The organism is Streptomyces sp. NPDC053432 (genome assembly GCF_055585365.1).
Genome location: NZ_JBVJKF010000003.1, coordinates 419,698 through 445,952, shown reverse-complemented (window position 1 = coordinate 445,952; position 26,255 = coordinate 419,698). Strand labels below are relative to the sequence as shown.

The window sequence follows — 26,255 nt, the reverse complement described above, 5'->3', positions numbered from 1 at the left end:
CTCCTAGGCGGGCTTGAGGGGTCGGTCGAGGCCCATGAGCACGGCCAGACGCTGACGCTGGATCTCCGAGGTGCCGGAGTAGATCGTGCCGGAGACGGCGTCCCGCAGTTCCTTCTCGATGCCGTACTCGGTGGTGTAGCCGTAGCCGCCGAAGATCTGCACCGCCGACAGGGCGGAGCGCACGTTGCCCTCGCTCACCACGAGCTTGGTCATGGCGATGTCGGCGGCGACGTCGGCCTTGGACTGGAGCTTCTCGGCGGTGTCGTAGATCCACTTCCGTGCGGTCTCGACGTCGATCCGCATCTCCACGAGCCGGTTGGAGACCGACTGGTTCGACCCGATGGTGCTGCCGAACTGGGTCCGGGTGCGGGCGTACTCCACGCAGCGCTCCAACCGCCGGCGCATCTCACCGGCGTTGATGCCGAATCCGCAGAGGATCTCCCACTTCATCACGTGGTCGAGGATCAGGAACCCCGCGCCGATTCCACCGATCACGTGGTCCCGCGGGACCCGGACGTCATCGAGGAACAGCTCCGCGAGCGGCGAGGTCCGCAGCCCCATCTTGTCGATCGGCCGGCCGATCGACAGGCCCGGCGTGTCACTGCGGACCAGGAAGGTGCTGATCCCGCCGAGCTCTCCGGGCCGGCCGGAACGGGCGTAGACGACGATCAGGTCGGCGATCGGACCGTTGCTCACGAACGCCTTGCTGCCGTTGAGCACGAAGTCGTCCCCGTCCGCGACGGCGGAGGTCCGCATGCTCATCACGTCCGAGCCGCCGGTGGGTTCGGTGATCGCGTGGGCTCCGATCATGGTGCCCGCGCAGATCCCCGGCAGGTAGCGTTCCTTCAGCGCCGCCGAGCCGAACCGCTGCAGCGCGACGCCGGTGCTCACCATGTGCGTGGAGACCGAGAAACTCAGTCCCGCGTCCGGGCAGCCGTACCCGAGTTCCTCCAGTACCGACAGCGTGGTGACCAGGTCCTTGCCCAGGCCGCCCCACTGGGTCCCGAACGGCAGGGCGAACAGGCCGATGTCACGCAGTTGCTGCCAGCCGTCCCAGTCGAAGCTCCCGCTCGGGTCGCGCTCGATGTGGCCGGCGCCGATCTTCGCTGCCACCGCACCGATCGCGGCCCGCAGCTCCTGCTGTTCCTCGCTCCAACGAATCACGGGCCGGCCCTCAGTAGTGGGAGAAGCCGTCGGAGTCCAGCGAGTGCCGCTCGTCGCCGCGCAGCGGCGGATTGAACACGCTGATCAGCTCCAGGTCCTCGTCCGGCGAGGCGATGAGGAAGTGCGCGTCGTGCTCGTTGAGCGCGTACAGCACGCCGGGGACGAGGTCGATCTCGACACTGCCGTCCGCCGCCTCCACCCGGCCCGACCCCGCGATGCAGTAGCACGCCTCCAAGTGGCGCCGGTACTCCAGGCGGGACTTCGTGCCGGCTTCCACCGTGGTGTGGCAGATGGTGAAGCCCATCTGGTCGGCTTCGACCAGGAGCCGGTAGCTGAGCCCGTTGCCCCAGTGGACCGGCTCGGTCTTTTCCTTGTCACGGACGAACATGGAACTACCCCCGTTGTTCGAATTGCAGGTTGAGAAGGGATGCGGTCAGACGTCCGAGGTCTGCCGGCACCGGGTGATGAGCTCCGTGATCGCGGTCACGGAGCGGAAGTCGTTGGGGGAGATGTCGAGATCCCCGAACGGGATGTCGTAGCGGTCGCCCAGCCAGCCGATCAGCCGGAGCAGCTGAAGACTCGTCACCACCCCCGTGGCGAGCAGGTCGTAGTCGGCCTCCAGCTCCTCGGCGGGCGTGCCGGGCAGGTACTCCGCCACGATGTGCTGGGTGATCTCGTGCTGCAACGTCATGTCAATTCCTCCTGAAGACGGCGGCGGTCTACCTTGCCGGTCGGGCCGACCGGCAGCGGATCGGCCACCATGTGGAACCTGGCGGGGATGGCCACCCGCGTCAGCCGGTCCGCGCAGTGCGTGCGCAGCCGCAGACCGGTCAGCTCGGCGCTGCCGGGACGCACGAAGGCGTGCAGGGCCTTGCCGGCCTCCTCGTCCGGGACGGCGACCACGGCGGCCTCCACGACATCGCCGTGGCTGTTGAGGACCCGCTCGATCTCCTCCAGGTTGACCCGCACTCCGCGGACCTTGACCTGGAAGTCGGTGCGGCCGACGAGGCCGAGCCCACCGTCGGCACCCCGCTCCACCAGGTCGCCGGTCCGGTACCACGTGCGGTCGCCGCGGCGGACGAACCGCTCCGCCGACCGGTCGTCGGCGAGGTAGCCGCCGGTCTGGAACGGTGTCGAGACGATCAGCTCGCCGGTACCCGCGCCGGTCAGCTCCCGGTCACCGTCCAGCACCGCCACGGCGACGCCCGGCAGCGGCTCGCCCAGCGGCAGCACCTCCAGCTCGGCGCCCTCGGCGGGGGTGAAGGTGTGGAGCATGCTGTCGTTGGTCTCGGTGCACCCGTACACGTTGTGCAGCCGGGCCTGCGGGAAGGCCTGCGGGAGCCGGGCCCGGACCGGGCGGGGAACGTGGTCACCGGTCAGCAGCACGTCCCGGACGCTCGGGAACGCGGTGCCCGGGGCTTCGAGCAGCAGCCGGAAGAACAACGGCACCGCCTGGACCACCTGCGGCCGGGTCTCCTCCAGCAGCTGTACGAGGTACGCGGGGTCGACGGCACGGTCCGGGGCGACCGGGACGACGCAGCCGCCGTGCCGCAGCGTCGCCCAGATGTCCAGCAGGCACAGGTCGAAGTTGAGCGGCGCGTAGTTGAGCACCCGGGTGCCGTCCCCCAGCGCGAAAGCCGCACCCGCCCACGCGGTGAAGGCGTCCACGGCCTGCGCCGGCAACGGGACGAGCTTGGGCAGTCCGGTGGAGCCGGAGGTGGTGAGGATCAGGCTGGTGTCGGCGGGGAGCGCCGCGGCCGGTTCGGTCGCGGGCAGCATCGGCCCGCAGACCAGCTCCTCGCCGGAGACGGCCAGCACCGCCCGCGCGCCGGCACGCCGGACCAGGGCCGTCAGCGTGGCCTCGCCGAGCTCGGGCGAGAGCAGCAACAAGGGGCGGCCGCTCGACAGACAGGCCAGGATCACGGCGAGCGAGAGGGGCGACTTGGCGGCCACCAGGGCCAGCGGCCCGCCCTCCTCGCCGTATCGTGCGCCGAGCTCGGCGCCGGTGCGGTGGGTCAGCTCCGCCAGCTCGGCGTAGGTGACGGGGGCGTCGGCGCCGCCCGGGATCAGGGCCGGGGCATGCGGGGTGCGCGTGGCCACGGCGAGGATGTCGCCTGCCAATGATCTGGACAATGTCTTCCCAACAGCTAAGCCCGGCGGCCCGACCCGGCGATCCAGCACGGTCCGTCCGCGGAAGCCCCGTGCCTCCCGCACAGCATCTTGCGGGAGCCGACGCCACCAGGACTTCCGACCGGCGACCGGTTCGCTACCTGTCCCTTGGTCCGGCTTTCGGGTCCACAAGCACGCCTCGGACCCGAAGACGGCGCGCTGCCGGAGCCTGCAGACTGGCCCCCATTCACACAGGGCAGGTCTCTGAAGAGGAGTCACATCGTGAGCAACGATTCGGTCGCCACGCCGAGTTTCCCGTTCGCACCGGGCCCGTTGGGCGAGCCGCCGGTTCAGCTCGACGGCCTGCGCGCCAAGTGCCCGGTCAGCCGGGTGTCGTTGCCCAGCGGCGACGAGGCGTGGGTCGTCACCGGCTACGACGAGGTCGTGGCGGCCCTGTCGGAGCAGCGTCTGTCACGCGCCGCGCTCCGGGAGCCGGGTGCCGTGCGGGTCGTCAAGGGCCCGGACTTCGGTGACAACCCCTACAGCATCTTCAACCTCGAAGGGGCGGACCACGCCCGGCTGCGCAGGATGACCGCCCAGGCCTTCTCGCCGCGGCGCGCCGAGGTCCTGAGGCCACGGGCCCAGGAGATAGCCGACGAGCTGATCGACCGGCTGACCACGCTCCCGCAGCCGGTGGACATCTACGCCGAGTTCTGCGCCCTGCTCCCGATCTGGGTGGTCTGCGAGATCGTGGGTGCGCCGGTCACCGACCGGGACATGATCAAGGAGTGGACCGAGACGCTGATGAGCGTCGGCTCCAACGAGCGCCGGCTCGAGGCCCGGGAGGCGTTCACCGGCTACGTCAGGGGGCTGGTGGCCGCCCGGCGGGAGGAGCCCCGCGACGACCTGCTGAGCACGCTGGTCCAGGCCCGTGACGATGACGACCGGCTGACCGAGGCAGAACTGACCTGGCTCGGGGCGGAACTGCTGCTGGCCGGGCACGACACCACGGTGAACACCCTGGGCCGGGGCATCTTCCAGCTCCTCCGCCACCGCGAGCAGTGGGACCTGCTCACCCAGCGCCCGGACGAGCTGACCGAGTCCGCCGCCGAGGAGGTCTTCCGGTACGCGCCGCCCTCCGACGCGGGCCTGCTCCGCGTCGCGCTCGAGGACTTCGAGCTCGCGGGTACCACCATCCGCAAGGGCGAGGGCGTGATCCCGCTCATGCACGCCGCCGCCCGCGATGAGCGGCACTTCGCCGAACCGGAGCGATTCGACATCACCCGGACGGCCAACCGGCACCTGGTCTTCGGCTACGGACCGCACCACTGCCCGGCGGCCGGCGTCGGACGGATGGAGGTCCAGGTCGCGCTCGGTACCCTGGCCCGTCGGCTGCCCGGGCTCGCGCTGGCGGCGGAGCCGGAGACGGTCGAGTGGCGGGGAGGCCACATCACCCTGCGACCCGAGGCGGTGCCGGTGACGTTCTGATCCACAGGCAGGTGTGCGGCCACCCGGGGTGCAGACGAGAAAGTCTCCCTCCGCTCTGCTCTGTTGAGCGAGATTTTCTCGCCAGCCTGTCACTTGATCAGTAGTCTTGCGGCACTCAGACCGTCCCTCGCAGTTGGAGAGTTCTATGGCCGAGTTGGCCGTCGGTGAGCTGTATCCCGGAAGTGAGCAGCGCCGACCCCTGCTTGTCGGCATCGTCAACATCACTGAGGACTCGTTCTCGGACGGTGGCCGCTATCTGGACACCGAGGATGCACTGCGGCACGCGCTGCTCCTGCGGGAGCACGGGGCCGACATCGTCGAACTCGGCCCGGCCGCCAGCAATCCGGACTCGGCCCGCGTCCCGGCGCGGGAGGAGTGCCGGCGGCTGGGCCCGGTCCTGGAGCGGTTGACCGCGGAGGGCATAGCGACCTCCGTCGACTCGTTCCTGCCCGAGACCCAGCGCTTCGCCGTCGCGGGCGGTGCGGCCTACCTGAACGACATCCAGGGTTTCGCCGACCCCGGCATGTACGCCGAGCTGGCGGCGGCGGACTGCCGGCTGGTCGTCATGCACTCCGTCCAACGCCTCGGACCCGCCACCAAGGTCGCGACGCGGCCGGCCGAAGTCTGGGCCGGTATCGAGGAGTTCTTCACCGAACGGCTGGCGGCCCTGGAGGCCGCCGGCATCGCGCGGGACCGGATCGTCATCGACCCGGGGCTCGGGTACTTCCTCGGCAGCAATCCGGAGACCTCGTTCGCCGTGCTGAGCGGCGTGCGCAGCCTCAAGGAGCGGTTCGGTCTGCCCGTCATGATCTCCGCCTCGCGCAAGTCGTTCCTGCGGTCGGTGACCGGACGTGACATCGCGGACAGCGGACCGGCGACGCTGGCGGCCGAGTTGTACGCCGCTCTGGAGGGCGCGGACTACATCCGAACGCACGACACAGCCGCGCTGCACGACGCCCTGACCGTCTTCGGCGCGGTGGCCGACCAGGCCGCCGCGCTGGCCGGGCGATGATGAAGAAGGGCATGGTGTGGTGATGCGTACGCTCCTCATCGACAACTACGACTCGTTCACCTACAACCTGCATCAGCTCCTGGCAGAGGTGAACGGGCAGGCACCGACGGTCGTCCGTAACGACGTCGACTTCTCCGCCCTCGATTCCGCCGACTTCGACAACGTGGTGATCTCCCCCGGTCCCGGCCGCCCCGACCGGGAGCAGGACTTCGGCATCAGCTCCCGGGTGATCCGGGAGTGGGAGCTGCCGATCCTGGGGGTGTGCCTGGGGCATCAGGGGATCTGCCAGGCGTTCGGCGGCGAGGTGCGGCACGCGCCCGAGCCGCGGCACGGCCGCCTCTCCCAGGTCAGCCACTCCGGGCAGGATCTCTTCGCCGGTCTGCCGTCCCCCTTCTCCGTGGTGCGCTACCACTCGCTGGCCGTCGGCTCGCTCCCGGACGAGATCGAGGGCATCGCCTGGTCCGAGGACGGCGTACTCATGGCGATACGCCACCGGGACCGCCCCATCTGGGGAGTCCAGTTCCACCCGGAGTCCATCAGCACGCAGTACGGCCACGAGTTGCTGGCCAACTTCCGTGATCTCACCCGGGCCTGGCGGCGGCCGACCGCCGAGCACGACCCCACCCCGGCGTACCGTCTCCACGTGCGGCGGCTGGACGTGGCCCCCGATCCGCAGGCCGCCTACCTCGAGCTGTTCGCCGACCAGGCGCACGGCTTCTGGCTGGACAGCAGCACCGGTGCCGAGCAGGGAGCCCGCTTCTCGATCATGGGCGACGGATCGGGTCCGCTCGGCGAGTTCCTGAGCTACCGGGTCGCCGACCGCTGCCTGGAGGTGCACCGGCCCGGTCGGCCCACGGAACGGATCACCACCCCCTTCTTCGACTACCTCCACGCCCAACTGCGCGACCGGGCCCTCCCCTCCGACGACAGCCTGCCCTTCGGCTTCAACCTGGGCTACGTCGGCTATCTGGGGTACGAACTCAGGGACGAGACCGGCTCGGTGGCCACGCATCGGGCCGCCACGCCGGACGCCGCCCTCGTCTTCGCCGACCGGGCCCTGGTGCTCGATCACGCGGAGCGCTCCTGCTACCTGATGCGGCTCAGCCGTACGGACGCCGATCCGGAGGTGGCCGCGTGGCTCGACGCCACGGGCGACCGTCTGCGTGTGCTGCCGCGCGAGGCCGTCACCGCCCCCAGGGCCCTCGGGCCGGACGCGCCGCGCCCGGCGTCGGGCGGCGCGCGCTCGGTCGAGCCCCTGGAACTGCGGCACCATCAGGGCGCGTACCTCAATCTCGTCGGCGAGTGCCTGGAGGAGCTGCAGAACGGGGAGTCCTACGAGATCTGCCTGTCCAACATGGCGGTCGTGCACACCAGCATCGATCCTCTGCGGACCTACGCCGAGCTCCGCCGGATCAGCCCCGTCCCGTACGGGGCGTTCCTGGACTTCCCCGGGCTGGCGGTCCTCAGCGCGTCCCCCGAGCGGTTCCTGACCATCGACAGCGACGGAAACGTCGAATCGAAGCCGATCAAGGGGACCCGCCCGCGCGGCCGAACCGCCGAGGAGGACGAGAAGCTCCGCCGCTCGCTGAACGGCAGCGAGAAGGACCGGGCCGAGAACCTCATGATCGTGGACCTGGTGCGCAACGACCTCAACATCGTGTGCGAGACCGGCTCGGTCCGGGTGCCCTCGCTCTGCGCGGTGGAGAGCTTCGCCCAGGTGCACCACCTGGTGTCCACGGTCCGCGGCACGCTGCGCGAGGGCGTCTCCGCCGTGGACTGTGTGCGGGCCGCCTTCCCCGGCGGTTCGATGACCGGCGCGCCGAAGCTCCGGACCATGGAGATCATCGACCGGTTGGAGCAGGGGCCGCGGGGCGTCTATTCGGGGGCGCTCGGCTGGTTCTCGCTCAGCGGTGGCTGCGACCTCAACGTGGTCAACCGCACCATCGTGGCCACCCCCACCACCGTGAGCTTCGGCGTGGGCGGCGCCATCGTCGCGCTGTCGGATCCGACGGACGAGTTCGAGGAGACGATCGTCAAGGCGCGGGCCATGGCCGAAGCCCTCGCCGCGAGCCGGGTCGAGCCGACTCCCCCGCCCGTCCCGGTGGATGTCCACCTGGACTGGGAGGCGGGGCTGTCCGTCCACTGAACGGTCTGACGATTCGCACGTAGGCAGGGGACTTCGCCGCACTTCGGTGCGGCGAAGTCCCCTGGCCGCCCAGAGGCTCCGACCGCCGGTCGGCCGGCACGACCGCGACACCGCCGTCGAACCTGACGGCCGGCCAGGGGACTCGTCCGCGAGCCCGGTCTTTTCCGCCGCGGTCCCCAAAACGATCAAGAGGCCGTTTCGGATTGCTCCAAAACAGCCTCTGACCTGCGACTCTTTCGAGTCGGGACGACAGGATTTGAACCTGCGACCCCTTGACCCCCAGTCAAGTGCGCTACCAAGCTGCGCCACGTCCCGTTGCGCCTTTGTCCGGTCTTCTGCGGGTTTCCCCTGACCGGCGGCACAAGCAGAACATTACCCCACGCCGAGGGGTGTGCATGCACGGGTAACCGCCCCGGGGGAGGATGGACCGGTGAACGGACGGGACCGGGATGGCGAAGGGCGGGCGCGGAGCGCCCGGCCCAGGGACGGGCTGGGGCGGCCGCTGCCCTACGGGGCTCCGGGAGTGGAGCGGCAGCCCGAGGGGGTGGTGCGCTCGCCCGCGGAGACCGTGCGCGAGGCACAGCGGCTGCTGGACGCGGGGATGCCGTTCCACGCGCACGAGGTGTTCGAGGACGCCTGGAAGTCGGGGCCCTCGGCGGAGGCCCCGCTGTGGCGCGGGCTCGCGCAGCTCGCCGTCGGGCTGACGCACGCCGCACGGGGCAACGCGGTCGGCGGGGCGCGGCTGCTGCGCCGCGGGGCCGGGTCGCTGGCCGGGCTGGACGCGGCGTACGGGATGGACGTGGCGGGGCTGGCCGGGTGGGCCCGGGAGCTGGCGGGCCGGGTCGAGGCGGGCGGGCCCGTCGACCCGGCGCGGGAGGCACCCCGGCTCACCGGACCGGCGGGGTCCTAGCCGGCGGGCTGGAGGAGGTCCCAGCGGTTTCCGTACAGGTCCTCGAAGACGGCGACGGAGCCGTACGGCTCGTGGCGCGGCTCCTCCAGGAAGCGGACGCCCTCGGCGGTCATCCGGGCGTGGTCGCGCGCGAAGTCGTCGGTGTACAGGAAGAAGCCGACGCGCCCGCCCGTCTGGTCGCCGACGCGGGAGCGCTGGGCGTCGTCCTTGGCACGGGCCAGCAGGAGGGCCGATTCGGTGGCGCCGGGCGGGCGCACCACGACCCAGCGGGATCCGTCCGGGCGGGGCGTGTCCTCGGCGAGGTCGAAGCCGAGGGCGCGGGTGTAGAAGTCGACGGCCTCGTCGTAGTCGTGGACGACGAGGGCGGTGAGGGCGATGTGGGAGGGCATGTCCTCATTGTGCGCCGAGGAGGACCACTTCCAGGGTGCGCGGGCCATGCACACCCTCCACCCGGTCGAGTTCGATGTCGCTGGTGGCGGAGGGGCCCGAGATCCAGGTCAGCGGGCGGGTGGGGTCGAGGCGTTCCAGGGCCTGCGGTACGGAGTCCACGAGCTGGTCGGGAACGCGGACCACGCAGATGTGGTGGTCGGGGATCAGGGTGATGCGGCGCCGGCCCTGGTCGGGGCTCGCGTCGAGGACGATCGTGCCCGTCTCTGCGACGGCGAGGGCGCAGCCGGTGACCACGCTGTCGACCGCGTCGAGTTGGGCCGGGGTGGAGGCGGCCCGGTCGTGGACGCGGACCGGGTCGGCCTCCGCGAGCCAGTGCGGGGGCAGGGCGGGTGGTACGAGGACCGTCTGCGAGCCGTGCGCGGCCAGGAGCCGCTTCAGCAGCCGGGCGATGCCGTCCTCGTCGGTGCGGTGGACCTTCGCGCGGTACTCGGCGAGGTGGGCGGCGAGCAGGTCGGCGCTCTCGGAGGGGGTGCGGGCGCCGTGGACCCGCAGGTAGTCCCGGGGGATCCCGGTGTCCGGGCCGGGGGCGTGCGGGCCCGGTGCGGCCCGGCGGATGCGGGCCAGGATGCGGTCCTTGCTGCTCACTGCGGGGTCTCCCGTTCGCGGTTCGTCCACCAGTCGCGGAAGGACTCCGCGGGGACGGGGGGCAGTTCGCGCGTGTCGGTCCAGGCCCGTCCGGGGCCGGGGAGCCTGCGGGGCGCCAGCCGGCGTGCCCGGGCCAGGAGGCGTTCGCCCACGCGGAGCGCCGCCGGGCGGTCCAGGAGCAGCCGCGCGGCGCGCATGGCGGCCCGTTCGGCGGTGTGGCCGTGCGCGGGGCGGACGGTCACGCGGACGCCCTCGCGGGTCACCGGGCCGCCCTGGACCACCCGCTCGCGCAGGTGGACGAGCACCTCGGGGATGTCGATGGCGACGGGGCAGACCTCGTAACAGGCGCCGCACAGCGTGGAGGCGTAGGGCAGCGTCGCGTCGATCTCGCTTCCGGTGCCGCGGAGTTGGGGGCTGAGGATGGCACCGATGGGCCCGGGGTAGACGGAGCCGTAGGCGTGGCCGCCGGCCCGTTCGTAGACGGGGCACACGTTGAGGCAGGCGGAGCAGCGGATGCACCGCAGGGCCTGGCGGCCGGTCTCGTCGGCGAGGGTGTCCGTGCGGCCGTTGTCGAGGAGGACGAGGTGGAAGGCTTCGGGCCCGTCGCCGGCCTCGGTGCCCGTCCACATCGTCGTGTACGGGTTCATCCGCTCGGCCGTCGAGGAGCGCGGCAGCGTCTGGAGGAAGACCTCCAGGTCGCGGAAGGTCGGGACGACCTTCTCGATGCCGACGACGGAGATCAGGGTCCGGGGCAGGGTCAGGCACATGCGGCCGTTGCCCTCGGACTCGAAGACGACCATCGTGCCGGTCTCGGCGACCATGAAGTTGGCTCCGGAGACGGCGACTTCGGCGCGCAGGAACTTCTCGCGCAGGTGCAGCCGGGCGGCTTCGGCGAGTTCACGCGGGTCGTCGCCGAGCCCTTCGGGCGCCGGGCGGCCCCACTTCCCCATCTCCGTACGGAAGATGTCGCGGATCTCGCCGCGGTTGCGGTGGATGGCCGGGACCAGGATGTGCGAGGGCCGGTCGTGGCCGAGCTGCACGATCAGCTCGGCGAGGTCGGTCTCGTAGGCGGCGATCCCGGCCGCCTCCAGCGCCTCGTTGAGGCCGATCTCCTGGGTGGCCATGGACTTGACCTTGACGACCTCGCGCTGCCCGGTCGCCCGCACCAGGTCCGTCACGATGCGGTTGGCCTCGTCGGCGTCGGCCGCCCAGTGGACGGTGCCGCCCGCGGCCGTCACCGATTCCTCCAACTGGAGGAGGTAGTGGTCGAGGTGGCGCAGCGTGTGGTCCTTGATCGCCTTTCCGGCGGCCCGCAGCCGGTCCCAGTCGGCCAGTTCGGCCACGGCCCGGGCCCGCTTGTCGCGGATGGTGTGGGTGGCGTGCCGGAGGTTGGCGCGCAGGACGTCGTCCCGTACGGCGTCGCGAGCGGCCTCGGGGAAGGCGGGCATGCCGAGGTGGGTGCCGGTCACGTCAGGGGTTCCTCCTCGGTGGCGGCCAGGATCTCCGCGAGGTGCAGGGCCCGCAGCGGGGCGTCCGCGCGGCGCAGCAGGCCGTCGAGATGGGCGAGGCAGGAGTTGTCGGCGCCGCACAGCACCTCGGCTCCGCTCGCGGCCGCGTTGGCGATCTTGTCGGCGCCCATGGCGGTGGAGACGTCGGGGTTCTTGACGGCGAAGGTGCCGCCGAAGCCGCAGCACTCCTCGGCACCGGGCAGTTCGACGAGGCGCAGGCCCTTGACGGCGGCCAGCAGGCGGCGCGGCCGGTCGCCGAGCCCGAGGCCGCGCAGGCCGTGGCAGGAGGGGTGGTATGTGACGGTGTGGGGGAAGTACGCGCCGACGTCGGTCACCCCGAGCACGTCGACGAGGAACTCGGTGAGCTCGTACACGCGCGGGGCGAGCGAGGCGGCGGCCTCGGCGAGTCCGGTGCCGCGCCCCTCCCCCGCCGCCTTGCGGCCGATGCGCGGGTAGTGCTCGCGGATCATCGCGGCGCAGGAGCCGGAGGGGGTGACCACGTACTCGTATCCGGCGAAGGCCCGCGCCGTACGCCGCAGAAGCGGTTCCGTTTCGTACCGATAGCCCGTGTTGTACTGCGGCTGGCCGCAGCAGCTCTGCGCGGCCGGGAAGTCGACGCCGACGCCGAGCCGTTCCAGGAGGCGTACGACGGAGATGCCGGTCCGCGGGTACAGCGCGTCGTTGACGCAGGTGACGAACAGGGCGACGCGCATGATGGGCACAATAGCCGGGTGAAGAAGTTCTCAGTGATCGGCATAGGCGCGGGCGACCCGGACCACCTGACCCTCCAGGCGGTCCGGGCGATCGGCGCGGCGGACGCATTCCTCATCCTGGAGAAGGGCGAGGAGAAGGCGGACCTGACCGGGCTGCGGCGCGCGATGCTCGAAGAGCACGCCCGCCCCGGCCACCGCCTGGTGGAGGGCCGCGACCCGGACCGGGACCGGACCCCCGCCGACTACACCCCGACGGTGGACGGCTGGCGCAGTGCGCGGGCCGAGCTCTTCGAGCGGTTCATCGACGAGGACCTGTCGGAGGGCGAGACCGGGGCGTTCCTGGTGTGGGGCGACCCGTCCCTGTACGACTCCACGCTCGCGATCCTGGACGAGGTCCTGGAACGGGGCCGGGTGGCCTTCGAGCACGAGGTCGTACCGGGTATCAGCAGCATCTCCGCCCTGCTGGCCCGGCACCGCACCAACCTGAACCGGGTGGGCCGGCCGGTCCAGATCACCACCGGGCGCCGGCTCGCCCAGGGCTGGCCGGACGACGTGGACGACGTGGTGGTGATGCTCGACGCGCGGCACGCCTTCACGGCCCACCTGGACCAGGACCTGTACATCTACTGGGGCGCCTACGTGGGCACCCCGGACGAGATCCTGGTCCAGGGCAAGCTGGCCGAGGTCTCGGGGCGGATCGAGGAGCTGCGCACCGAGGCCCGGGCCCGCAAGGGCTGGATCATGGACACGTACCTGCTCAGGCGCGCCTGAGGTAGGACGGCAGGACGGCGGCGAGGCGTTCGTACTCGGCGGGGCGGTTGTAGATCTGCCCGCAGACGCGGATGCCTCCGCCGCCCGGCCAGGGCCAGATCAGCACCCGGATGCCCTGCTCGGCCGCGATCCGCTCGCGCAGTGCGGCCGCCTCGTCCCTGGTCTCCGCGACCCCGGGCGGAAGACGCAGGGCCCGCATGGCCAGGGCGTCGTCGTACGGGAGCGGGGTGATCCCGGGGATCTCGGCGAGCAGGGCCGCGCCGTGGGCGGCGAGGGCGCTGTTGTGGGCCCGCACCTTGGCCGCGTCGAGGCGGTGCAGGAGGTCGAGCCCCTCGGGCGCGGCGAGCCAGCCGGTGTAGTCGACGGTGGCCCGGTACTCGACGGAGCGGGGGAAGCCCTGCTCGTCCTCCCACGAGGGCACGAGGGCGCGGACGCTCCCGCGGTGCTGCGGTGCGACGGCGAGGAAGGCCGTGCCGGAGGGGGCGTACCCCCATTTGTGCAGGTTGCCGAAGTAGAAGTCGGCGCCGCCGGCGAGCGGGTCGGCGAGCATGCCGGGGGCGTGGGCGCCGTCGACGACCGTGGTGACCCCGCGTTCGCGCAGCTCCGCGAGGAGCCGGGGCGAGGCGATGATCCGGGCGGTGGGCGAGCTGACGTGGTCGAGCAGGGCCACCTTGGTCCGCGGGGTCACCGCGGCCAGCACGGCCTGCCGTACGGCGTCCTCGTCGGGCAGCCGCGGGTCCAGGGCGACGTTGGTGACCGGGGCGCGGCGGGCGGCGGCCGCGACGACCGTGCCGTAGCCGTGGTCGCTGACCAGGATCTCGTCGCCGTCGGCGAAGCCGATCGCGTCGAGTGCGAGGTTGGCGCCCTCGGTGGCGTTGGAGACGAAGGAGAGGTGGCCGGGGTCGGCGCCGAGGCGCCCGGCGATCCGGCCCCGGGCCTCGGCCAGCCGGTCCGAGACGCCGATGAAGAAGGCGTCGGGGTCGGCGTGGGCTTCGGCGCGCAGCGCCTCCTGGACCTCCTGGACGGGCACGGGCACGGCGCCGAAGGAGCCGTGGTTCAGGTGGGAGACGCCGGGGGCGAGGCGGAACAGGGCCTGCCCGCCGGGGAACTCCCCCGGCGGGTCGGCGGGTGACCCGGCTTGGGTGCCGGCGGGTCGTATCGGCTCGGTCACGGGATCCTCCGTGGTTGCGGCACGGTATGTCGTGCGGATCATCTCCCGCGGCCGTCGGCGCCGCCAGGCCTGTGCGGTGCCCGCGGTGTCCGGTGCGTGCTCTCGGCGTACCGGGTGAAGGCCCTCGTACGGGGCGTACTCGGGGCTTCGGCCGGTGCGGCGAGAGTGCGTGCCGGGCGCCGCGGGCACCGTGGGCGCCGCGGGTGCCGCGGGTGCCGCGGGTGCCGCGGGTGCCGCGGGTGCTGCGGGTCGCCGTGCGGGACTTTCGCACCCTCCTAGCGTCCGCTTGTCGCCCCGTAGTACTGGAGGTCCTGCACCGCGGCCGTGCGGTCCGCCGGGTACGGCAGTTCCACCACCGCCCCCGGCTTCCCGTCGCGCACCACCTGGGCCGAACTGGTGCCCGGTTTCAGCGGCAGCAGTTCCGAGTGCAGCCCGGCGGGGGCCTCGTGGGTGTCCTTCGCGGATCCGACGGCCGTACGGACGACGGCGGGCCCCGCGAGGAAGCTGAGCACCTCCACCGTGTCGCGGGGAGCGGCGCTCCCCTTGCGCGGCGACATGAGCAGCGACTGCGGGCCCGTGGGGCCGGCGCCGGCGAACTGGGTGCGGGCGGTCAGGTAGAGCGTGTCCCGGACGATCTTCGGCCAGCCGCCGGTCTTGAACCTGGTCAGGTAGTACGAGCTCAGGTCCAGGTAGGTGTGCCCGTTGTGCAGGGAGGGCGCGAACTGGCTGCCCTCGGAGTAGTCGTTCCAGGTGGTGAGCTGCACCCAGTCCGCGTCGTCCTCGATGGCCCGGGTCCACGTGGCGCGCAGGGTGGCGGTGTTGCCGGCCTCGTCGTAGACGCCCTGGTTGGGGCGGGCGTCCTGCACGGAGACCGGCTGCATCCAGATCCTGCCCGTGTCGTGGGCGCGCCGCACGTCGCGGGTGGAGCCCTCCTGGCCGACGTAACTGCGGCTGCCCCACTCGGAGAACCCGTAGCTGATCGGGGCGAAGTCCCCGTTGTGGGCGCCGAAGTCGAGGAAGAGCGGGACGAAGGCGGTGCGGATGCCGTGCCGGGTGCCCAGGATCTCCAGGGTCCGGCTCCACCAGGCGACGTTCTTGGCCTCCGCCTTGAAGGGGGACACCACGAGACGGCCGTCCGGGAGCCGGTGGGCGGCGGGGGCCGCGCCGAGCTCGGCGATCGCCGCGGCCAGCACGGCGGGGTCGTCGGTCCCGAGGGAGGTCATGTCCGGCATGAGCATGATCTTGAACCCCGGGTCCACGGCGTGGGCGGCGGCCATCAGCCGCTGGGCGCGTTCCCAGTTCTTGCCGGAGAGGGAGAGCAGGTCGAGGGTGAACCCGTCGATGCCGGCCGCGGCGGCCGTGCGCACCTCCTGCTGGAGGTTGGCGTACTCCCAGTCACCGCCCCGCGGCGGCACGGGCAGCGGACGGTCGCGGAGCAGTCCGCCGTACGCCCCGTGCCTGCCGTTCTCGCCCGCCGGGTCGAGGTAGTTGCGGGTGTAGTAGTCCTTGTCGGCGCTCTCGTTGTCGAGGGAGAGCGGGTACGGGGTGAAGTAGTGCGCGAAGACCAGCTTCCGGCCCGCCGCCCCGGAGCGCAGGGCGGCCGGTGCGGGCAGGTCGAAGGGCAGGGGGCCCCCGCCGGGGGCGGCGGCGGCCTGCGGGTCGGTCGTGGGGGCCGGGTCGTCGGCGGGCGGTGTGCTCCCGGCCGGCGGCTCGGGAGTCACGGCCGTGCCGTCGGCGGGCCCGACGTACCAGGGGGTGCCGATGGCGGCCGCCGGGGTCTTCCCGTCGGGTCCGGCGGCGAAGGGGTCCCAGGCGATCCCGGTGGCGGCGCACACGCCGACGAGGAGGAAGCCGCAGACCAGGAGCAGCAGCGGCCGCCGTCCCCGGAAGCCTCTCCGCCGCCGGTGCCGGCTCTGCAGGGACCGCGGGGCCGCGTCGTCACCCGGCCGGCCCCGGCCGGTGGCGGCGTCCCTCCGGGCCCCGGCGGTCCCGCGACCGGCGCGGTGTGCCGCCCGCCCGGACCGCCGGTCCCCGGCGCGGCCGGCGCTGCCGTCGGCCGTACCGTCCGCGCCCCCGCGCACGCCCCCGCCGGGTGCCCGGTGCGCGGCCCGCCCGGCCTGCCGGCCTGCGGCGCCGTCCGCCGTGCCGTCCGCCGTGCCGTCCACGCTGCCTCCCGTGCTCCGGCCGGCTCGCCGATGCTCCGTCATCCCGGACCCCCTCGTCCGCCCTCACCCGCCTCGGCGGGCCCCCTCAGCCCGCTATCGGGTACATCGAGCCCCGCCGGCCCTCGGGCGAGGTCAGCCACTCCAGCTTCGCGGCGGTGTCCGTGCCGGGCAACGGGTTGTGCAGCACGATCGCCAGGTCGGGGCGGGCCGGCACGCGCAGCTGCGTCGACTCCACGTACAGCGTGCCGACGACCGGGTGCTCCAGCTGCTTCTTGGTCTGCCCGGCGGGACGGATGTCCCCCCGCTCCCACAACGCGGCGAACTCCGGGCTGAGTTCCCGGGCCTCCTCGACGACGGCCCGGAACCCCTCGTCGTGCGGGTGCTCCGAGCAGGCCGCGCGGAACTGGGCCACCACCGACTCGGCGTTCTCCTCCCAGCGCGCGGAACGGGACCGGTAGACGGGGTCCGTGAAGAAGGCGATCAGGCAGTTCTGCACGATCTCGGGGCGCATCCCCAGCACCAGCGCGGCCGCGTCGTTGTACAGCACCGTGTTCCAGTACGCGTCCATGATGTGCGCGGGGAACGGCATCCACGCGTCGATCAGCCGCTGCAGGCCGTCGCACATGTCCCGGTCGGCCGGGGCGACTTCGAGGGCGGGCGGGTTGAGTCCGGCCAGTACGTACAGGTGCCGGCGCTCGGCGCTGCTCAGCTTCAGCACCCGGCCCACCGAGTCCAGGACCTGCGAGGACACCGTGATGTCGCGGCCCTGCTCCAGCCATTGGTACCAGGAGACCCCGACGCCCGCGAGGACGGCGACCTCCTCGCGGCGCAGGCCCGGCGTGCGGCGGCGGGCCCCGCCGTCCGGCAGGCCCGCCTCGGCCGGGCTGATCCTGGCCCGTCTGCTCATCAGGAACCCGCGCAGCTCGGTCCGTCGGTGCTCTTCGGTCGGCGTGGCCACGCCCGTCCCCCTGTTCGACATGTGCTGCTGCCTGGTGGTGCCGCCAACAGGATAAGTTCCCACTCTCCACGGCCATTCCCGCGCCACGAAGGTGGTGGCCATGGCGATTGACACACACTCCACGACCAACCCGCCCCGCCCGGCGGTTCCCGAGGAGGCCCGGCTCTCCGGCCGGGCCGGGCTGGTCCTCTTCGTCCTCTGCGCCGCGCAGTTCATGGTGGCGCTCGACTTCTCCGTGCTGAACGTGGCCCTCCCCGTGCTCGGCGGGGACCTCGGGCTGAGCCGGGCCGGCCTCCAGTGGGCGGTCACCGCGTTCGCGCTGCCGTCCGGCGGCTTCCTGCTCCTCTTCGGCCGGATCGCGGACCTGTACGGCCGCAAGAAGCTGTTCCTGACCGGTCTCACGGTCTTCGGCGCGGCCTCCGTGCTCGCGACGCTGGCCTGGGACCCGGCGTCCTTCCTGACCGGGCGCGCGCTGCAGGGTCTGGGCGCTGCGGTCATCGTGCCCACCGGCATGTCCCTGCTCACCACGACCTTTCCGGAGGGTCCGCTGCGCGACAAGGCGCTCGGCATCTCCGGCACGCTGCTGTCCCTCGGCTTCACCGTCGGGATGGTGCTCGGCGGTGTCCTGACCGACACCCTGGGCTGGCGTTCGACGATGGGCCTGCTCGCGGTCGCCGCCGTGGTGGTGCTGGTCCTCGCCCCGGGCCTGCTGCGGGAGTCGCGCACGACCGAGCGGCCGCGCCTGGACACGCCCGGCGCGGTCACCGTCACCGGCGCGCTGCTGGCGCTGATCTACGCCCTGACGACGGCGGCCCAGCGCGGCTTCGGCGGCGTGGACGTCTGGGGCACCCTGGTGGCCGGGCTGGCCCTGCTCGTCGCGTTCGTGGCCGTGGAAACCAGGTCCGCCGCTCCGCTGGTCTCTCCGGCGATGCTGAAGCGGCGCACGGTCGCCTGGGGCAACCTGGGCGGTCTGGTGACCTTCTCGATGATGTCCACGGTCGTCTTCGTGCTGACCCTCTACCTCCAGGAGACGCTGGAGCTGTCCGCCTTCCGCACCGGTCTGGTCTTCGGCGTCCAGGGTGTCGCCTCGGTCCTCGCCGGTTCGTACGCGCCCAGGGTCATCGGCCGCGTCGGCGCCCGCCGGACCCTGGTGGTCTGCCTGGCCGGCCAGGCCGTGTTCACCGGCGCGCTGCTCACGGCGGGCTCGTCCTCGGGCGCCCTCCTCGCGACCGTGCTGGTGTCGCTGGCGAGCATGTTCCACCTCGGCGCGATCATCTCGTACGGGCTGGTGGTGACGAGCGGTGTGCCCGACTCGGAACAGGGCCTGGCGACCGGCCTGGTGACCACCACCCAGCAGGTCGGCCTGACCATCGGCATCCCGCTGCTGGGCGTGCTGGCCACCACGCAGTCCTCGCTCTTCGGCGGGGTGCGCACGGTCCTGGCGATCGACGCCGCGATCGTGCTGGCGGCGGCCCTGCTCGTCGCCCTCGGCCTGCGCCGCCGCGCGTAGGCCCTGACCGCCGCGCCGCGCCCCGGCCCCCGGTGGGCCGCCCGTACCGGGCGGCCCCGGGGTCGAGGCGGCGGAATACGGTATTCCCCTGGTCTTCTGCCCCACGTGGCGCATAATCGTCGTCACGCGGCTCGAAGAAACCCTGGTGCCGCGCTTGGTCACGCATGCAATGGGGGGCATCGTGCCGATGAGGGATTCAGGGTCGCCGTCCGGAACACTGCCCGCGACATCCGCCGAGATGTCCCGCCTGCTCTCCGCCGTCCGGCGGGGGCGGGTGCTGACCGTGGCCGGCGGGTTACGCGGGCCGCGGAGCGTGCTGGTCCGGGAGATCGCGCGGCGGCTCGTGTCGAACTTCTACGACGGGGTCGCCGTCGTCGCGGCGGAGCCGGTCCGCGGCCTCCTCGGGGTGCGCGAGCTGACGGCCGAACTGGGCGGAGTGCCCGGGATGCCCCCGGCCCCGTGCGGGAGGACGGCGGGCGTCGCCTCCTGGCTGGCCGAGCGGGACATGCTGCTCGTGGTCGACGGCGCGGAACAGCTGGCGCCGGACGCCCTCGCCTGGCTGCGGGACCTGCTCGCCGTGGCCCCGGGACTGCGGATCCTGGCATCCGGTCGGTCGCCGCTGGGCTTCGACGGTGAACGCGTCCACCGGCTCTGAACCGCCCGCGGTGTCCGCCGCATCGGTCGCATCGGCCGCACCGCCGCCATGTGGCCTTCATGACGGTGCCACATCGCCGGAACATCCCCGGCACATCCCCGGCACGGCAATGGAACAGCACTGCCATGCTCCGGTCATTGAGTGGCCGGTCGCTCGAATCTAGGGTCTGACCTGCAGGTTCCGGTTGCGTCGCCGGCGCCGCCGGAAGTCCCCGGTTCGTACGTCACACTCCCCGCGCGTGTCAGGAGACCTCCGTGAGCGAGCGCATCGGCACGCCCCGGACCGGTGCCGTGGGCCGCACGGCCTGACCCCCGACCGTCCCTCCTTCGGAGAACCCCATGCCGCCCAAGCCCTGCTGCACCCCCGGCCGCGAGCCGTCCGACGGCCTGCTGGCCCTGGTGCGCCGGCCGGTGGCGCCGCAGGCCGCGGTCCGGGCGGCCGATCCGGCCGCGGCACGGGCCGTCCGCGATCTCGTCCCGCTCGCGGGCGGCAGGTTCCTGATGGGGACGGAAGACCCGGACGGGTTCGCGGCGGACGGCGAGGGCCCGGTACGGGAGGCGGTGGTCGGGGCGTTCCGTGTCGCCCCGGCCACTGTCACCAACGCGCAGTTCGCCTCGTTCGTGAAGGCCACCGGCCATGTCACGGAGGCGGAGTCGTTCGGCTTCAGCTTCGTCTTCGCGGGGTTCCTGGAGCCCGGACTCGCCGCCGTGTCACCTGCGGTGGCCGGCACCCCGTGGTGGCGTGCGGTGTCCGGGGCGGACTGGCGCCACCCGGAAGGGCCCGGCTCCTCCTTCGCCGCCCGGCAGAACCACCCGGTGGTGCACGTCTCCTGGAACGACGCGCAGGCGTACTGCGCCTGGTCCGGGACACGGCTGCCCACCGAGGCCGAGTGGGAGTTCGCGGCGCGCGGCGGGCTGGAGCAGAGGCGCTACCCGTGGGGCGACGAACTGCGGCCCGGCGGCCGGTACATGTGCAACATCTGGAACGGCGACTTCCCGGTCCACAACACCCGGGCCGACGGGTACGCGGGCACCGCGCCCGCCAAGTCCTTCCGGCCCAACGGGTACGGTTTGTACAACGCGGTCGGCAACGTGTGGGAGTGGTCCGCGGACCGTTTCTCCCCTGCGGGCGGCCCGGAGCGGGCCATGCGCGGCGGCTCCCACATGTGCCACGACTCGTACTGCAACCGTTACCGGGTCGCGGCCCGGACCCGCAACACCCCGGACAGCTCGGCCGGGAACATCGGCTTCCGCGTGGCGGCCGACCCCGCGTAGGGGTCCGCCCCGGCCGGCGCAGAGGGCCGACCGGGGCGGATCACCAGAACGCTGCCGGCTCAGCCCAGCAGGGCCAGCGCCTCGTTGAAGGTCGCGGACGGACGCATGATCGCCGCGGCCTTGGCGGGGTCGGGCTGGTAGTAGCCGCCGATGTCCGCCGGGGAGCCCTGCACCGCGATGAGCTCGGCGACGATGGCCTGCTCCTGCTCGGACAGGGTCTTGGCGAGCGGCTCGAAGGCCGCGGCCAGCTTCGGGTCGTCGATCTGCCGGGACAGCTCCTGGGCCCAGTACAGCGCCAGGTAGAAGTGGCTGCCGCGGTTGTCGATGCCGCCCAGCTTGCGGCTCGGCGACTTGTCCTCGTTGAGGAAGGTGCCGGTCGCGCGGTCCAGGGTGTCGGCCAGCACCTGGGCGCGGGCGTTGCCGGTGGTGGTGGCGAGGTGCTCGAAGCTCGCGGCCAGGGCGAAGAACTCGCCGAGGCTGTCCCAGCGCAGGTAGTTCTCCTTGACCAGCTGCTGGACGTGCTTCGGGGCGGAGCCGCCGGCGCCGGTCTCGAAGAGGCCGCCGCCCGCCATCAGCGGGACGACCGACAGCATCTTGGCGCTGGTGCCCAGCTCCAGGATCGGGAAGAGGTCGGTCAGGTAGTCGCGCAGCACGTTGCCGGTCACCGAGATGGTGTCCTCGCCGCGGCGGATGCGCTCCAGGGAGAACTTGGTGGCCTCCTCCGGGGCGAGGATCCGGATGTCCAGGCCCTCGGTGTCGTGGCCGGCCAGGTACGTCTTGACCTTGGCGATGAGCTGCGCGTCGTGGGCGCGGGTCTCGTCGAGCCAGAAGACGGCCGGGACGCCGGTGGCGCGGGCGCGGGTGACGGCGAGCTTGACCCAGTCCTGGATCGGCAGGTCCTTGGTCTGGCAGGCGCGGAAGATGTCGCCGGCGGCGACCTCCTGCTCGATGACCACGTTGCCCGCGGCGTCGACGACGCGGACGGTGCCCGCGGCGGCGACCTCGAAGGTCTTGTCGTGGCTGCCGTACTCCTCGGCCTTCTGGGCCATCAGGCCGACGTTCGGCACCGAGCCCATGGTGGACGGGTCGAACGCGCCGTGTGCGCGGCAGTCCTCGATGACGGCCTGGTAGACGCCCGCGTAGCTGCTGTCCGGGAGGACCGCGAGGGTGTCGGCCTCGTTGCCGTCCGGGCCCCACATGTGGCCGGAGGTACGGATCATGGCCGGCATCGAGGCGTCGACGATGACGTCGGACGGCACGTGCAGGTTGGTGATGCCCTTGTCGGAGTCGACCATCGCGAGGGCCGGGCCCTCGGCGATCTCGGCGTCGATGGAGGCCTTGATCGCGTCGCCCTCGGGCAGGGCGCCCAGGCCGTTCAGGATGGTGCCCAGGCCGTCGTTGGGCGACAGGCCGGCGGCGGCGAGGGTCTCGCCGTAGCGGGCGAAGGTCTTCGGGAGGAAGGCGCGGACCACGTGGCCGAAGACGATCGGGTCGGAGACCTTCATCATCGTGGCCTTGAGGTGCACGGAGAACAGGACGCCCTCGGCCTTGGCACGCTCGATCTGGTCGTTGAGGAAGGTGCGCAGCGCGTCGACGTGCATGACGGACGCGTCCACGACCTCGCCGACGAGGACCGGTACGGACTCGCGCAGCACGGTGGTGGCGCCGTCGGCGTCCACGTGCTCGATGCGCAGGGTGCCGGCCTCCGTGATGACGGCGGACTTCTCGGTGGAGCGGAAGTCGTTCTGCCCCATCGTGGCGACGTTCGTCTTGGACTCGGGGCTCCAGGCGCCCATGCGGTGCGGGTGGGTCTTGGCGTAGTTCTTGACCGATGCGGGGGCGCGGCGGTCGGAGTTGCCCTCGCGCAGGACCGGGTTGACGGCGCTGCCCTTGATCTTGTCGTAGCGGGCGCGGATCTCGCGCTCCTCGTCCGACTTCGGGTCGTCCGGGTAGTCCGGGAGGGCGTAGCCCTGGCCCTGGAGCTCGGCGACCGCGGCCTTCAGCTGCGGGATCGAGGCCGAGACGTTGGGCAGCTTGATGATGTTGGCTTCCGGCGTCTTCGCCAGCTCGCCGAGCTCGGCGAGGGCGTCGGCGATGCGCTGGCCCTCCTCGAGGTGCTCGGGGAAGCTCGCGATGATGCGACCGGCCAGGGAGATGTCACGGGTCTCGACATTCACACCGGCAGTCGACGCGTAGGCCTGGATCACAGGCAGGAAGGAATACGTCGCGAGGGCCGGGGCCTCGTCAGTGTGCGTGTAGATGATGGTCGAGTCAGTCACCGGTTGCTCCGCTCCACAGTCTGCGTCTCTCGTCTGCAACATTGCTCGACATCAAGATATCTCGTGATCGGGCCGCTCAGGACAGCCCCCCGCCTCCGAGGTCCGGCCGGGGCGTGTCGCACATGTCACGCGGGAGCGCCGCCTCCGACGGGTTCCGTCGGAGGCGGCGCTCGGGTACGCGCGCACGGGTGCGGGGAGGCTACAGGTGCGCGTAGGCCGCCTTGGGGCTCGGACCGTACGCGTTCGTGGTGCGCTCGCCCTCGGTGGCCATGAGGACGATCATCCAGATCCAGCCGATGACCGGGATGAAGTTGATCAGGTACCACCAGCCGGACCTGCCGAGGTCGTGCAGACGGCGAACGGCCAGGGAGACGACCGGCAGGAGGATCGCCAGGGTGTAGACCCCGTAGAGGATGAAGTGCGCCCCGACCAGCAGGTCAACGGTCAGGACGACGGCCTCGACGAGCCAGTTGCACAGGATGAACATCCAGACCTCCTGCCGGCGCGCGCGGCCGGAGAAGACCACGTACTTCTTCAGGACGTCGGTGTAGTAGCGCATGCGGTCCCCCCGGAGGACGGATGTCGGGCCCGTCCTTCTGGAGCAAGCCGGGCCGAACCTATGCCTCTGTTACTCGCGGGTCAAGGTTCTGCCGACGGCGCCCGGGGGGACCGGCCCCGCGCACGTCAGCCGATGTGGAAGGAGTCTCCGTAGACCTTCCAGTCGAGGGGGGTGTTGAGGTTGAGGTTGCCCTTCTTGAGGAAGACCCGCTGGGCGGTGTCGACGCGGCTGGTGTCGCTGTGCGCCTCCTCCTGCTTCATCGCCCAGACCCGGGCGTCGAGGAAGGCGTTCAGGTACTTGGTCTCGTCGCCGCCCTGCGACGGGGGCTTGGCCTTGGCCAGGGCGCGCTTGCGGATGTTGCGGAAGCTGGTGGAGTCGCCGCCGTCGCCGTGCATCACGATGGCGTCGTAGTAGATGAACTGCCCGAGCACACCGACCCCGTCGGCCTTGCCCTGCTTGACGGCCGGGTTGAAGTAGACCCGGTCGCGCTCGTGGTCCTGGGCCTTCTTGAACTCGGTGTCCTGGGCGGCCCTGGCCCAGTCCCTGGTGAAGTTCGGGTCGAGACCGGCGTGCGAGTCGGAGCCGTCGACCCTGCGCAGCGCGGGCAGGTACTTGGCGAGGACGTTGTCCGGCTTGACCTGGGTGTAGTACTCGACGAGGTCGAGCATGTCGCCGGTGCCGGAACAGAATCCGATGATTCCCGCCGTGTAGCCGCGGCCGTCGTCTATGTCCTCTATGTACTTGTACTGCGCCCTCCAGTCCAGCGAGGAGTTCTCCGCGCTGGAGACGATCTTCATGGCGATCTCCTTCTTCGCCGGATCGTCGAGCCCGGTCGCCGCCGCGGCGGGGGCCGCGAGGGTTGCCGCGGGGGCGGCCGGGGCGGTGGCGTGGGCGGTGACCGGTAAGGCGATCAGCGCACTGCCGAGCAGTGCGCCGACCACCAGCGTCTTGCGGTGGGGGGTGAACACAAGGCCTCCGTGGGGTAGTTGAGGCTTCCCGGTTTGGTTAGGAAACTTTACTACCAGCCTTCTCGGCTTCTCAAGACCCTTGCACGCGGGCGGCGAGCGCCCGCTTCACCTCCGGCCATTCGGGGCGGATGACGCTGTAGACGGCGGTGTCGCGGATCCAGCCGTCCCGCATCGGCATGTGGTGGCGCAGCACCCCTTCGTGCGTGGCGCCGAGCCGCTCGATCGCGGCCCTGGAACGGCCGTTGCGCACGTCGGTGAGGATCTCGACCCGGTTCATGCCCATCGCCTCGAAGGCGTGGGTGAGCATGAGCAGTTTGGCCTCGGTGTTGATCCCCGTGCCCTGCCAGGACGCGCCGAGGAAGGTGAAGCCGATCTCCAGTCGCCGGAACTGGGTGTTGATCACCATGAGCCGGGTGGACCCGGCGATCCGGCCCGTGGCGAGGTCGACCGTCGCGTACGGGAGCTGGGTGCCCGCCTCGCGCGCCGCGAGCGCGTCGTCGATGAAGCCGGCCACCTCGTCCGGGTGCGGCACGACCGTCACCGGGAGCTCCCAGAGCTTCCCGTCCCGGATCGCCTCGCACAGGCCGTCGTGGTGGCGGTGCGCGAGCGGCTCCAGCCGTACGCGCTCACCCGCCAGCGCGCCGCCGTGGGTCTCCCCCGATGTGTGCCGCATGTCCGACCTGCCTGTTCTCCGTGACCATCAGTGACAGGCCGGACCCTAACCGGCGGCCCGGCCCGGGCTCATCCGGATTCAGAGCCAGCCGTTGCGGCGGAAGCCCCGGTGGATGACGAGGCAGGCCACCGCCATGACGCCGATGACGGCCGGGTAGCCGTAGGTCCAGTGCAGTTCGGGCATGTGGTCGAAGTTCATGCCGTAGACCCCGCAGACCATCGTCGGGACGGCGACGATCGCCGCCCAAGCGGTGATCTTGCGCATGTCCTCGTTCTGGGCGACGGTCACCTGGGCGAGGTGCGCCTGGAGGATGGAGTCGAGCAGGTTGTCGTAGGCGCCGATCTGCTCGGTGGCCCGGGTCAGGTGGTCGGCGACGTCCCGGAAGTAGGCGCGGACCTCCGGCGGGATGACCGGTATCGGCTGCGTGGCCAGCTGGTGGAGCGGCCGGCTCAGCGGGCCCACCGCCCGCCGCAGCTCCAGGAGTTCGCGCTTGAGCTGGTAGATGCGGCCGGCGTCGCCGCGGCCGCCGTGCTCGCTGAACACCGCGGTCTCCACGGCGTCGATGTCGTTCTGGACGGCGTCCGTGACGGCCACGTAGTCGTCCACCACGTGGTCGGCCATGGCGTGCAGGACCGTCGCCGGGCCCTTGGCCAGCTGCTCCGGGTCGGCCTCCAGGGCCTCGCGGACCGGACCGAGGGTGCCGCGGCCACCGTGCCGGATGGTGATGACGAAGTCCTGGCCGGTGAAGGCCATCAGCTCGCCGGTCTCCACCACCTCGCTGGTCGCGGTGAGTTCCTCGTGCTCGACGTACCGCACGGTCTTGAAGACGGCGAAGAGCGTGTCGTCGTAGCGCTCGATCTTGGGGCGCTGGTGGGCGTTGACCGCGTCCGCGACGGCGAGCGGGTGCAGGCCGAAGAGCTGGGCGAGCCCGGCGAATTCCTCCTGCGAGGGCTCGTGCAGGCCGATCCAGACGAAGCCCTCGCCCGTCTTGCGGACCCGGCGCAGCGCCTCCTCGGCCTCCGCGCAGCCGTCCTGCCGTACGCCGTCCTGGTAGACCACGCAGTTGACCACCGCGCTGCCGAGCGGGGAGCGGGCGGGGTGGCTGAGGTCGACGGCCCGCCGGTATCCGCGGCGGACCGCCCTGCGCAGGTTGCTGAACATGGACAACGGCGTACTCCCCTTCGGCG

24 protein-coding genes and 1 tRNA gene are annotated in these 26,255 nt (G+C 71.9%); 8 read left to right on the top strand and 17 right to left on the bottom strand.

Going from position 1 to position 26,255, the window contains the following annotated elements; translation table 11 throughout:
* Positions 1 to 3: 3 nt before the first annotated feature.
* From ACZ6Y1_RS08125 to ACZ6Y1_RS08110, 4 genes are read right to left on the bottom strand one after another with little or no spacing between them, the layout of a single operon-like run.
* Positions 4 to 1,164, bottom strand: coding sequence for an acyl-CoA dehydrogenase family protein (locus tag ACZ6Y1_RS08125; protein ID WP_469624771.1), 1,161 nt, complete (start codon positions 1,162 to 1,164; stop codon positions 4 to 6).
* Between the two features lie 10 nt (positions 1,165 to 1,174).
* Positions 1,175 to 1,552, bottom strand: a complete 378-nt coding sequence (locus tag ACZ6Y1_RS08120; RefSeq protein WP_469624769.1) for an ectoine synthase — start codon at positions 1,550 to 1,552, stop codon at positions 1,175 to 1,177.
* A gap of 45 nt (positions 1,553 to 1,597) precedes the next feature.
* Complete coding sequence (locus ACZ6Y1_RS08115; protein ID WP_469624767.1) at positions 1,598 to 1,855, bottom strand: acyl carrier protein; 258 nt, start codon at positions 1,853 to 1,855, stop codon at positions 1,598 to 1,600.
* On the bottom strand, positions 1,852 to 3,285 hold the full coding sequence (locus ACZ6Y1_RS08110) for an AMP-binding protein (protein WP_469624765.1): 1,434 nt from the start codon (positions 3,283 to 3,285) through the stop codon (positions 1,852 to 1,854). The genes ACZ6Y1_RS08115 and ACZ6Y1_RS08110 overlap by 4 nt, the downstream gene beginning before the upstream one ends.
* 270 nt (positions 3,286 to 3,555) lie before the next feature.
* Between ACZ6Y1_RS08110 and ACZ6Y1_RS08105 the strand changes: the two genes are divergently transcribed.
* The 3 genes from ACZ6Y1_RS08105 (at position 3,556) to pabB (ending at position 7,919) form a co-directional block, all read left to right on the top strand.
* Positions 3,556 to 4,761: a cytochrome P450 gene (locus ACZ6Y1_RS08105; protein ID WP_469624763.1), complete on the top strand. Its 1,206-nt coding sequence runs from the start codon at positions 3,556 to 3,558 to the stop codon at positions 4,759 to 4,761.
* A gap of 145 nt (positions 4,762 to 4,906) precedes the next feature.
* Positions 4,907 to 5,773, top strand: a complete 867-nt coding sequence (gene folP / locus ACZ6Y1_RS08100; RefSeq protein WP_469624761.1) for a dihydropteroate synthase — start codon at positions 4,907 to 4,909, stop codon at positions 5,771 to 5,773.
* Between the two features lie 22 nt (positions 5,774 to 5,795).
* Positions 5,796 to 7,919, top strand: coding sequence for an aminodeoxychorismate synthase component I (gene pabB / locus ACZ6Y1_RS08095; RefSeq protein WP_469624759.1), 2,124 nt, complete (start codon positions 5,796 to 5,798; stop codon positions 7,917 to 7,919).
* Between the two features lie 241 nt (positions 7,920 to 8,160).
* Here the strand turns inward: pabB and ACZ6Y1_RS08090 are convergent.
* A tRNA-Pro gene (locus ACZ6Y1_RS08090) sits at positions 8,161 to 8,234 on the bottom strand.
* Positions 8,235 to 8,349: 115 nt separating this feature from the next.
* On the opposite strand from ACZ6Y1_RS08090, the gene ACZ6Y1_RS08085 reads away from it, so the two are divergent.
* On the top strand, positions 8,350 to 8,829 hold the full coding sequence (locus ACZ6Y1_RS08085) for a DUF309 domain-containing protein (protein ID WP_469624757.1): 480 nt from the start codon (positions 8,350 to 8,352) through the stop codon (positions 8,827 to 8,829).
* Here the strand turns inward: ACZ6Y1_RS08085 and ACZ6Y1_RS08080 are convergent.
* Genes ACZ6Y1_RS08080 through ACZ6Y1_RS08065 form a run of 4 tightly spaced genes read right to left on the bottom strand, consistent with a single transcriptional unit; the run spans position 8,826 to position 12,085 of the window.
* Positions 8,826 to 9,218 (bottom strand): VOC family protein, encoded by a 393-nt coding sequence (locus ACZ6Y1_RS08080; protein WP_469624755.1) that lies wholly within the window; start codon positions 9,216 to 9,218, stop codon positions 8,826 to 8,828. The two genes, ACZ6Y1_RS08085 and ACZ6Y1_RS08080, sit on opposite strands and share 4 nt — an antisense overlap.
* Before the next feature lie 4 nt (positions 9,219 to 9,222).
* A complete protein-coding gene (locus ACZ6Y1_RS08075) occupies positions 9,223 to 9,864 on the bottom strand; it encodes a LutC/YkgG family protein (protein ID WP_469624751.1) in 642 nt (213 codons plus the stop codon).
* Positions 9,861 to 11,333 carry a lactate utilization protein B gene (locus ACZ6Y1_RS08070; protein ID WP_469624749.1) on the bottom strand — a complete coding sequence of 491 codons (1,473 nt, stop codon included), beginning with the start codon at positions 11,331 to 11,333 and terminating at the stop codon, positions 9,861 to 9,863. The genes ACZ6Y1_RS08075 and ACZ6Y1_RS08070 overlap by 4 nt, the downstream gene beginning before the upstream one ends.
* Complete coding sequence (locus ACZ6Y1_RS08065) at positions 11,330 to 12,085, bottom strand: (Fe-S)-binding protein (protein ID WP_469624747.1); 756 nt, start codon at positions 12,083 to 12,085, stop codon at positions 11,330 to 11,332. The genes ACZ6Y1_RS08070 and ACZ6Y1_RS08065 overlap by 4 nt, the downstream gene beginning before the upstream one ends.
* Before the next feature lie 18 nt (positions 12,086 to 12,103).
* On the opposite strand from ACZ6Y1_RS08065, the gene cobF reads away from it, so the two are divergent.
* Complete coding sequence (gene cobF / locus ACZ6Y1_RS08060; protein WP_469624744.1) at positions 12,104 to 12,856, top strand: precorrin-6A synthase (deacetylating); 753 nt, start codon at positions 12,104 to 12,106, stop codon at positions 12,854 to 12,856.
* Here the strand turns inward: cobF and ACZ6Y1_RS08055 are convergent.
* The 3 genes from ACZ6Y1_RS08055 to ACZ6Y1_RS08045 all read right to left on the bottom strand — a co-directional run bounded on the left by ACZ6Y1_RS08055 (position 12,843) and on the right by ACZ6Y1_RS08045 (position 17,099).
* A complete protein-coding gene (locus tag ACZ6Y1_RS08055; protein ID WP_469624742.1) occupies positions 12,843 to 14,027 on the bottom strand; it encodes an aminotransferase class V-fold PLP-dependent enzyme in 1,185 nt (394 codons plus the stop codon). The two genes, cobF and ACZ6Y1_RS08055, sit on opposite strands and share 14 nt — an antisense overlap.
* Before the next feature lie 275 nt (positions 14,028 to 14,302).
* Positions 14,303 to 16,192 carry a glycoside hydrolase family 71 protein gene (locus ACZ6Y1_RS08050; protein WP_469624739.1) on the bottom strand — a complete coding sequence of 630 codons (1,890 nt, stop codon included), beginning with the start codon at positions 16,190 to 16,192 and terminating at the stop codon, positions 14,303 to 14,305.
* 85 nt (positions 16,193 to 16,277) lie between these two features.
* Positions 16,278 to 17,099, bottom strand: coding sequence for a helix-turn-helix transcriptional regulator (locus ACZ6Y1_RS08045; protein ID WP_469624899.1), 822 nt, complete (start codon positions 17,097 to 17,099; stop codon positions 16,278 to 16,280).
* A 151-nt stretch (positions 17,100 to 17,250) separates the two neighbouring features.
* Here ACZ6Y1_RS08045 and ACZ6Y1_RS08040 point away from each other — a divergent pair, with 151 nt between their 5' ends.
* From ACZ6Y1_RS08040 to ACZ6Y1_RS08030, 3 genes are all read left to right on the top strand, one after another.
* Positions 17,251 to 18,660 carry an MFS transporter gene (locus tag ACZ6Y1_RS08040; protein WP_469624737.1) on the top strand — a complete coding sequence of 470 codons (1,410 nt, stop codon included), beginning with the start codon at positions 17,251 to 17,253 and terminating at the stop codon, positions 18,658 to 18,660.
* A gap of 238 nt (positions 18,661 to 18,898) precedes the next feature.
* On the top strand, positions 18,899 to 19,315 hold the full coding sequence (locus ACZ6Y1_RS08035) for a hypothetical protein (RefSeq protein WP_469624735.1): 417 nt from the start codon (positions 18,899 to 18,901) through the stop codon (positions 19,313 to 19,315).
* A gap of 338 nt (positions 19,316 to 19,653) precedes the next feature.
* The gene (locus ACZ6Y1_RS08030) at positions 19,654 to 20,589 is read left to right on the top strand and encodes a formylglycine-generating enzyme family protein (protein ID WP_469624733.1); all 936 of its coding nucleotides are present in this window, start codon (positions 19,654 to 19,656) and stop codon (positions 20,587 to 20,589) included.
* Positions 20,590 to 20,648: 59 nt separating this feature from the next.
* Here ACZ6Y1_RS08030 and ACZ6Y1_RS08025 read toward each other — a convergent pair whose 3' ends face one another.
* The 5 genes from ACZ6Y1_RS08025 to corA all read right to left on the bottom strand — a co-directional run bounded on the left by ACZ6Y1_RS08025 (position 20,649) and on the right by corA (position 26,229).
* A complete protein-coding gene (locus tag ACZ6Y1_RS08025; protein WP_469624731.1) occupies positions 20,649 to 22,868 on the bottom strand; it encodes an NADP-dependent isocitrate dehydrogenase in 2,220 nt (739 codons plus the stop codon).
* A gap of 199 nt (positions 22,869 to 23,067) precedes the next feature.
* The gene (locus ACZ6Y1_RS08020) at positions 23,068 to 23,427 is read right to left on the bottom strand and encodes a DUF805 domain-containing protein (RefSeq protein WP_469624730.1); all 360 of its coding nucleotides are present in this window, start codon (positions 23,425 to 23,427) and stop codon (positions 23,068 to 23,070) included.
* Positions 23,428 to 23,552: 125 nt separating this feature from the next.
* Positions 23,553 to 24,395, bottom strand: a complete 843-nt coding sequence (locus ACZ6Y1_RS08015) for a chitosanase (RefSeq protein ID WP_469624727.1) — start codon at positions 24,393 to 24,395, stop codon at positions 23,553 to 23,555.
* Positions 24,396 to 24,465: 70 nt separating this feature from the next.
* A complete protein-coding gene (locus ACZ6Y1_RS08010; RefSeq protein ID WP_469624725.1) occupies positions 24,466 to 25,068 on the bottom strand; it encodes a GNAT family N-acetyltransferase in 603 nt (200 codons plus the stop codon).
* Between the two features lie 78 nt (positions 25,069 to 25,146).
* A complete protein-coding gene (gene corA / locus ACZ6Y1_RS08005; protein WP_469624723.1) occupies positions 25,147 to 26,229 on the bottom strand; it encodes a magnesium/cobalt transporter CorA in 1,083 nt (360 codons plus the stop codon).
* Positions 26,230 to 26,255 lie beyond the last annotated feature (26 nt).

What these genes read in the sequence shown, in the direction of transcription:
- ACZ6Y1_RS08120 (WP_469624769.1), bottom strand. Translation starts at nt 1,552, where the DNA reads ATGTTCGTCCGTGACAAGGAAAAGACCGAGCCGGTCCACTGGGGCAAC.
- ACZ6Y1_RS08115 (WP_469624767.1), bottom strand. Translation starts at nt 1,855, where the DNA reads ATGACGTTGCAGCACGAGATCACCCAGCACATCGTGGCGGAGTACCTG.
- folP (WP_469624761.1), top strand. Translation starts at nt 4,907, where the DNA reads ATGGCCGAGTTGGCCGTCGGTGAGCTGTATCCCGGAAGTGAGCAGCGC.
- pabB (WP_469624759.1), top strand. Translation starts at nt 5,796, where the DNA reads ATGCGTACGCTCCTCATCGACAACTACGACTCGTTCACCTACAACCTG.
- ACZ6Y1_RS08080 (WP_469624755.1), bottom strand. Translation starts at nt 9,218, where the DNA reads ATGCCCTCCCACATCGCCCTCACCGCCCTCGTCGTCCACGACTACGAC.
- ACZ6Y1_RS08065 (WP_469624747.1), bottom strand. Translation starts at nt 12,085, where the DNA reads ATGCGCGTCGCCCTGTTCGTCACCTGCGTCAACGACGCGCTGTACCCG.
- ACZ6Y1_RS08045 (WP_469624899.1), bottom strand. Translation starts at nt 17,099, where the DNA reads ATGAGCAGACGGGCCAGGATCAGCCCGGCCGAGGCGGGCCTGCCGGAC.
- ACZ6Y1_RS08040 (WP_469624737.1), top strand. Translation starts at nt 17,251, where the DNA reads ATGGCGATTGACACACACTCCACGACCAACCCGCCCCGCCCGGCGGTT.
- ACZ6Y1_RS08035 (WP_469624735.1), top strand. Translation starts at nt 18,899, where the DNA reads ATGTCCCGCCTGCTCTCCGCCGTCCGGCGGGGGCGGGTGCTGACCGTG.
- ACZ6Y1_RS08030 (WP_469624733.1), top strand. Translation starts at nt 19,654, where the DNA reads ATGCCGCCCAAGCCCTGCTGCACCCCCGGCCGCGAGCCGTCCGACGGC.
- ACZ6Y1_RS08020 (WP_469624730.1), bottom strand. Translation starts at nt 23,427, where the DNA reads ATGCGCTACTACACCGACGTCCTGAAGAAGTACGTGGTCTTCTCCGGC.
- ACZ6Y1_RS08010 (WP_469624725.1), bottom strand. Translation starts at nt 25,068, where the DNA reads ATGCGGCACACATCGGGGGAGACCCACGGCGGCGCGCTGGCGGGTGAG.
- corA (WP_469624723.1), bottom strand. Translation starts at nt 26,229, where the DNA reads ATGTTCAGCAACCTGCGCAGGGCGGTCCGCCGCGGATACCGGCGGGCC.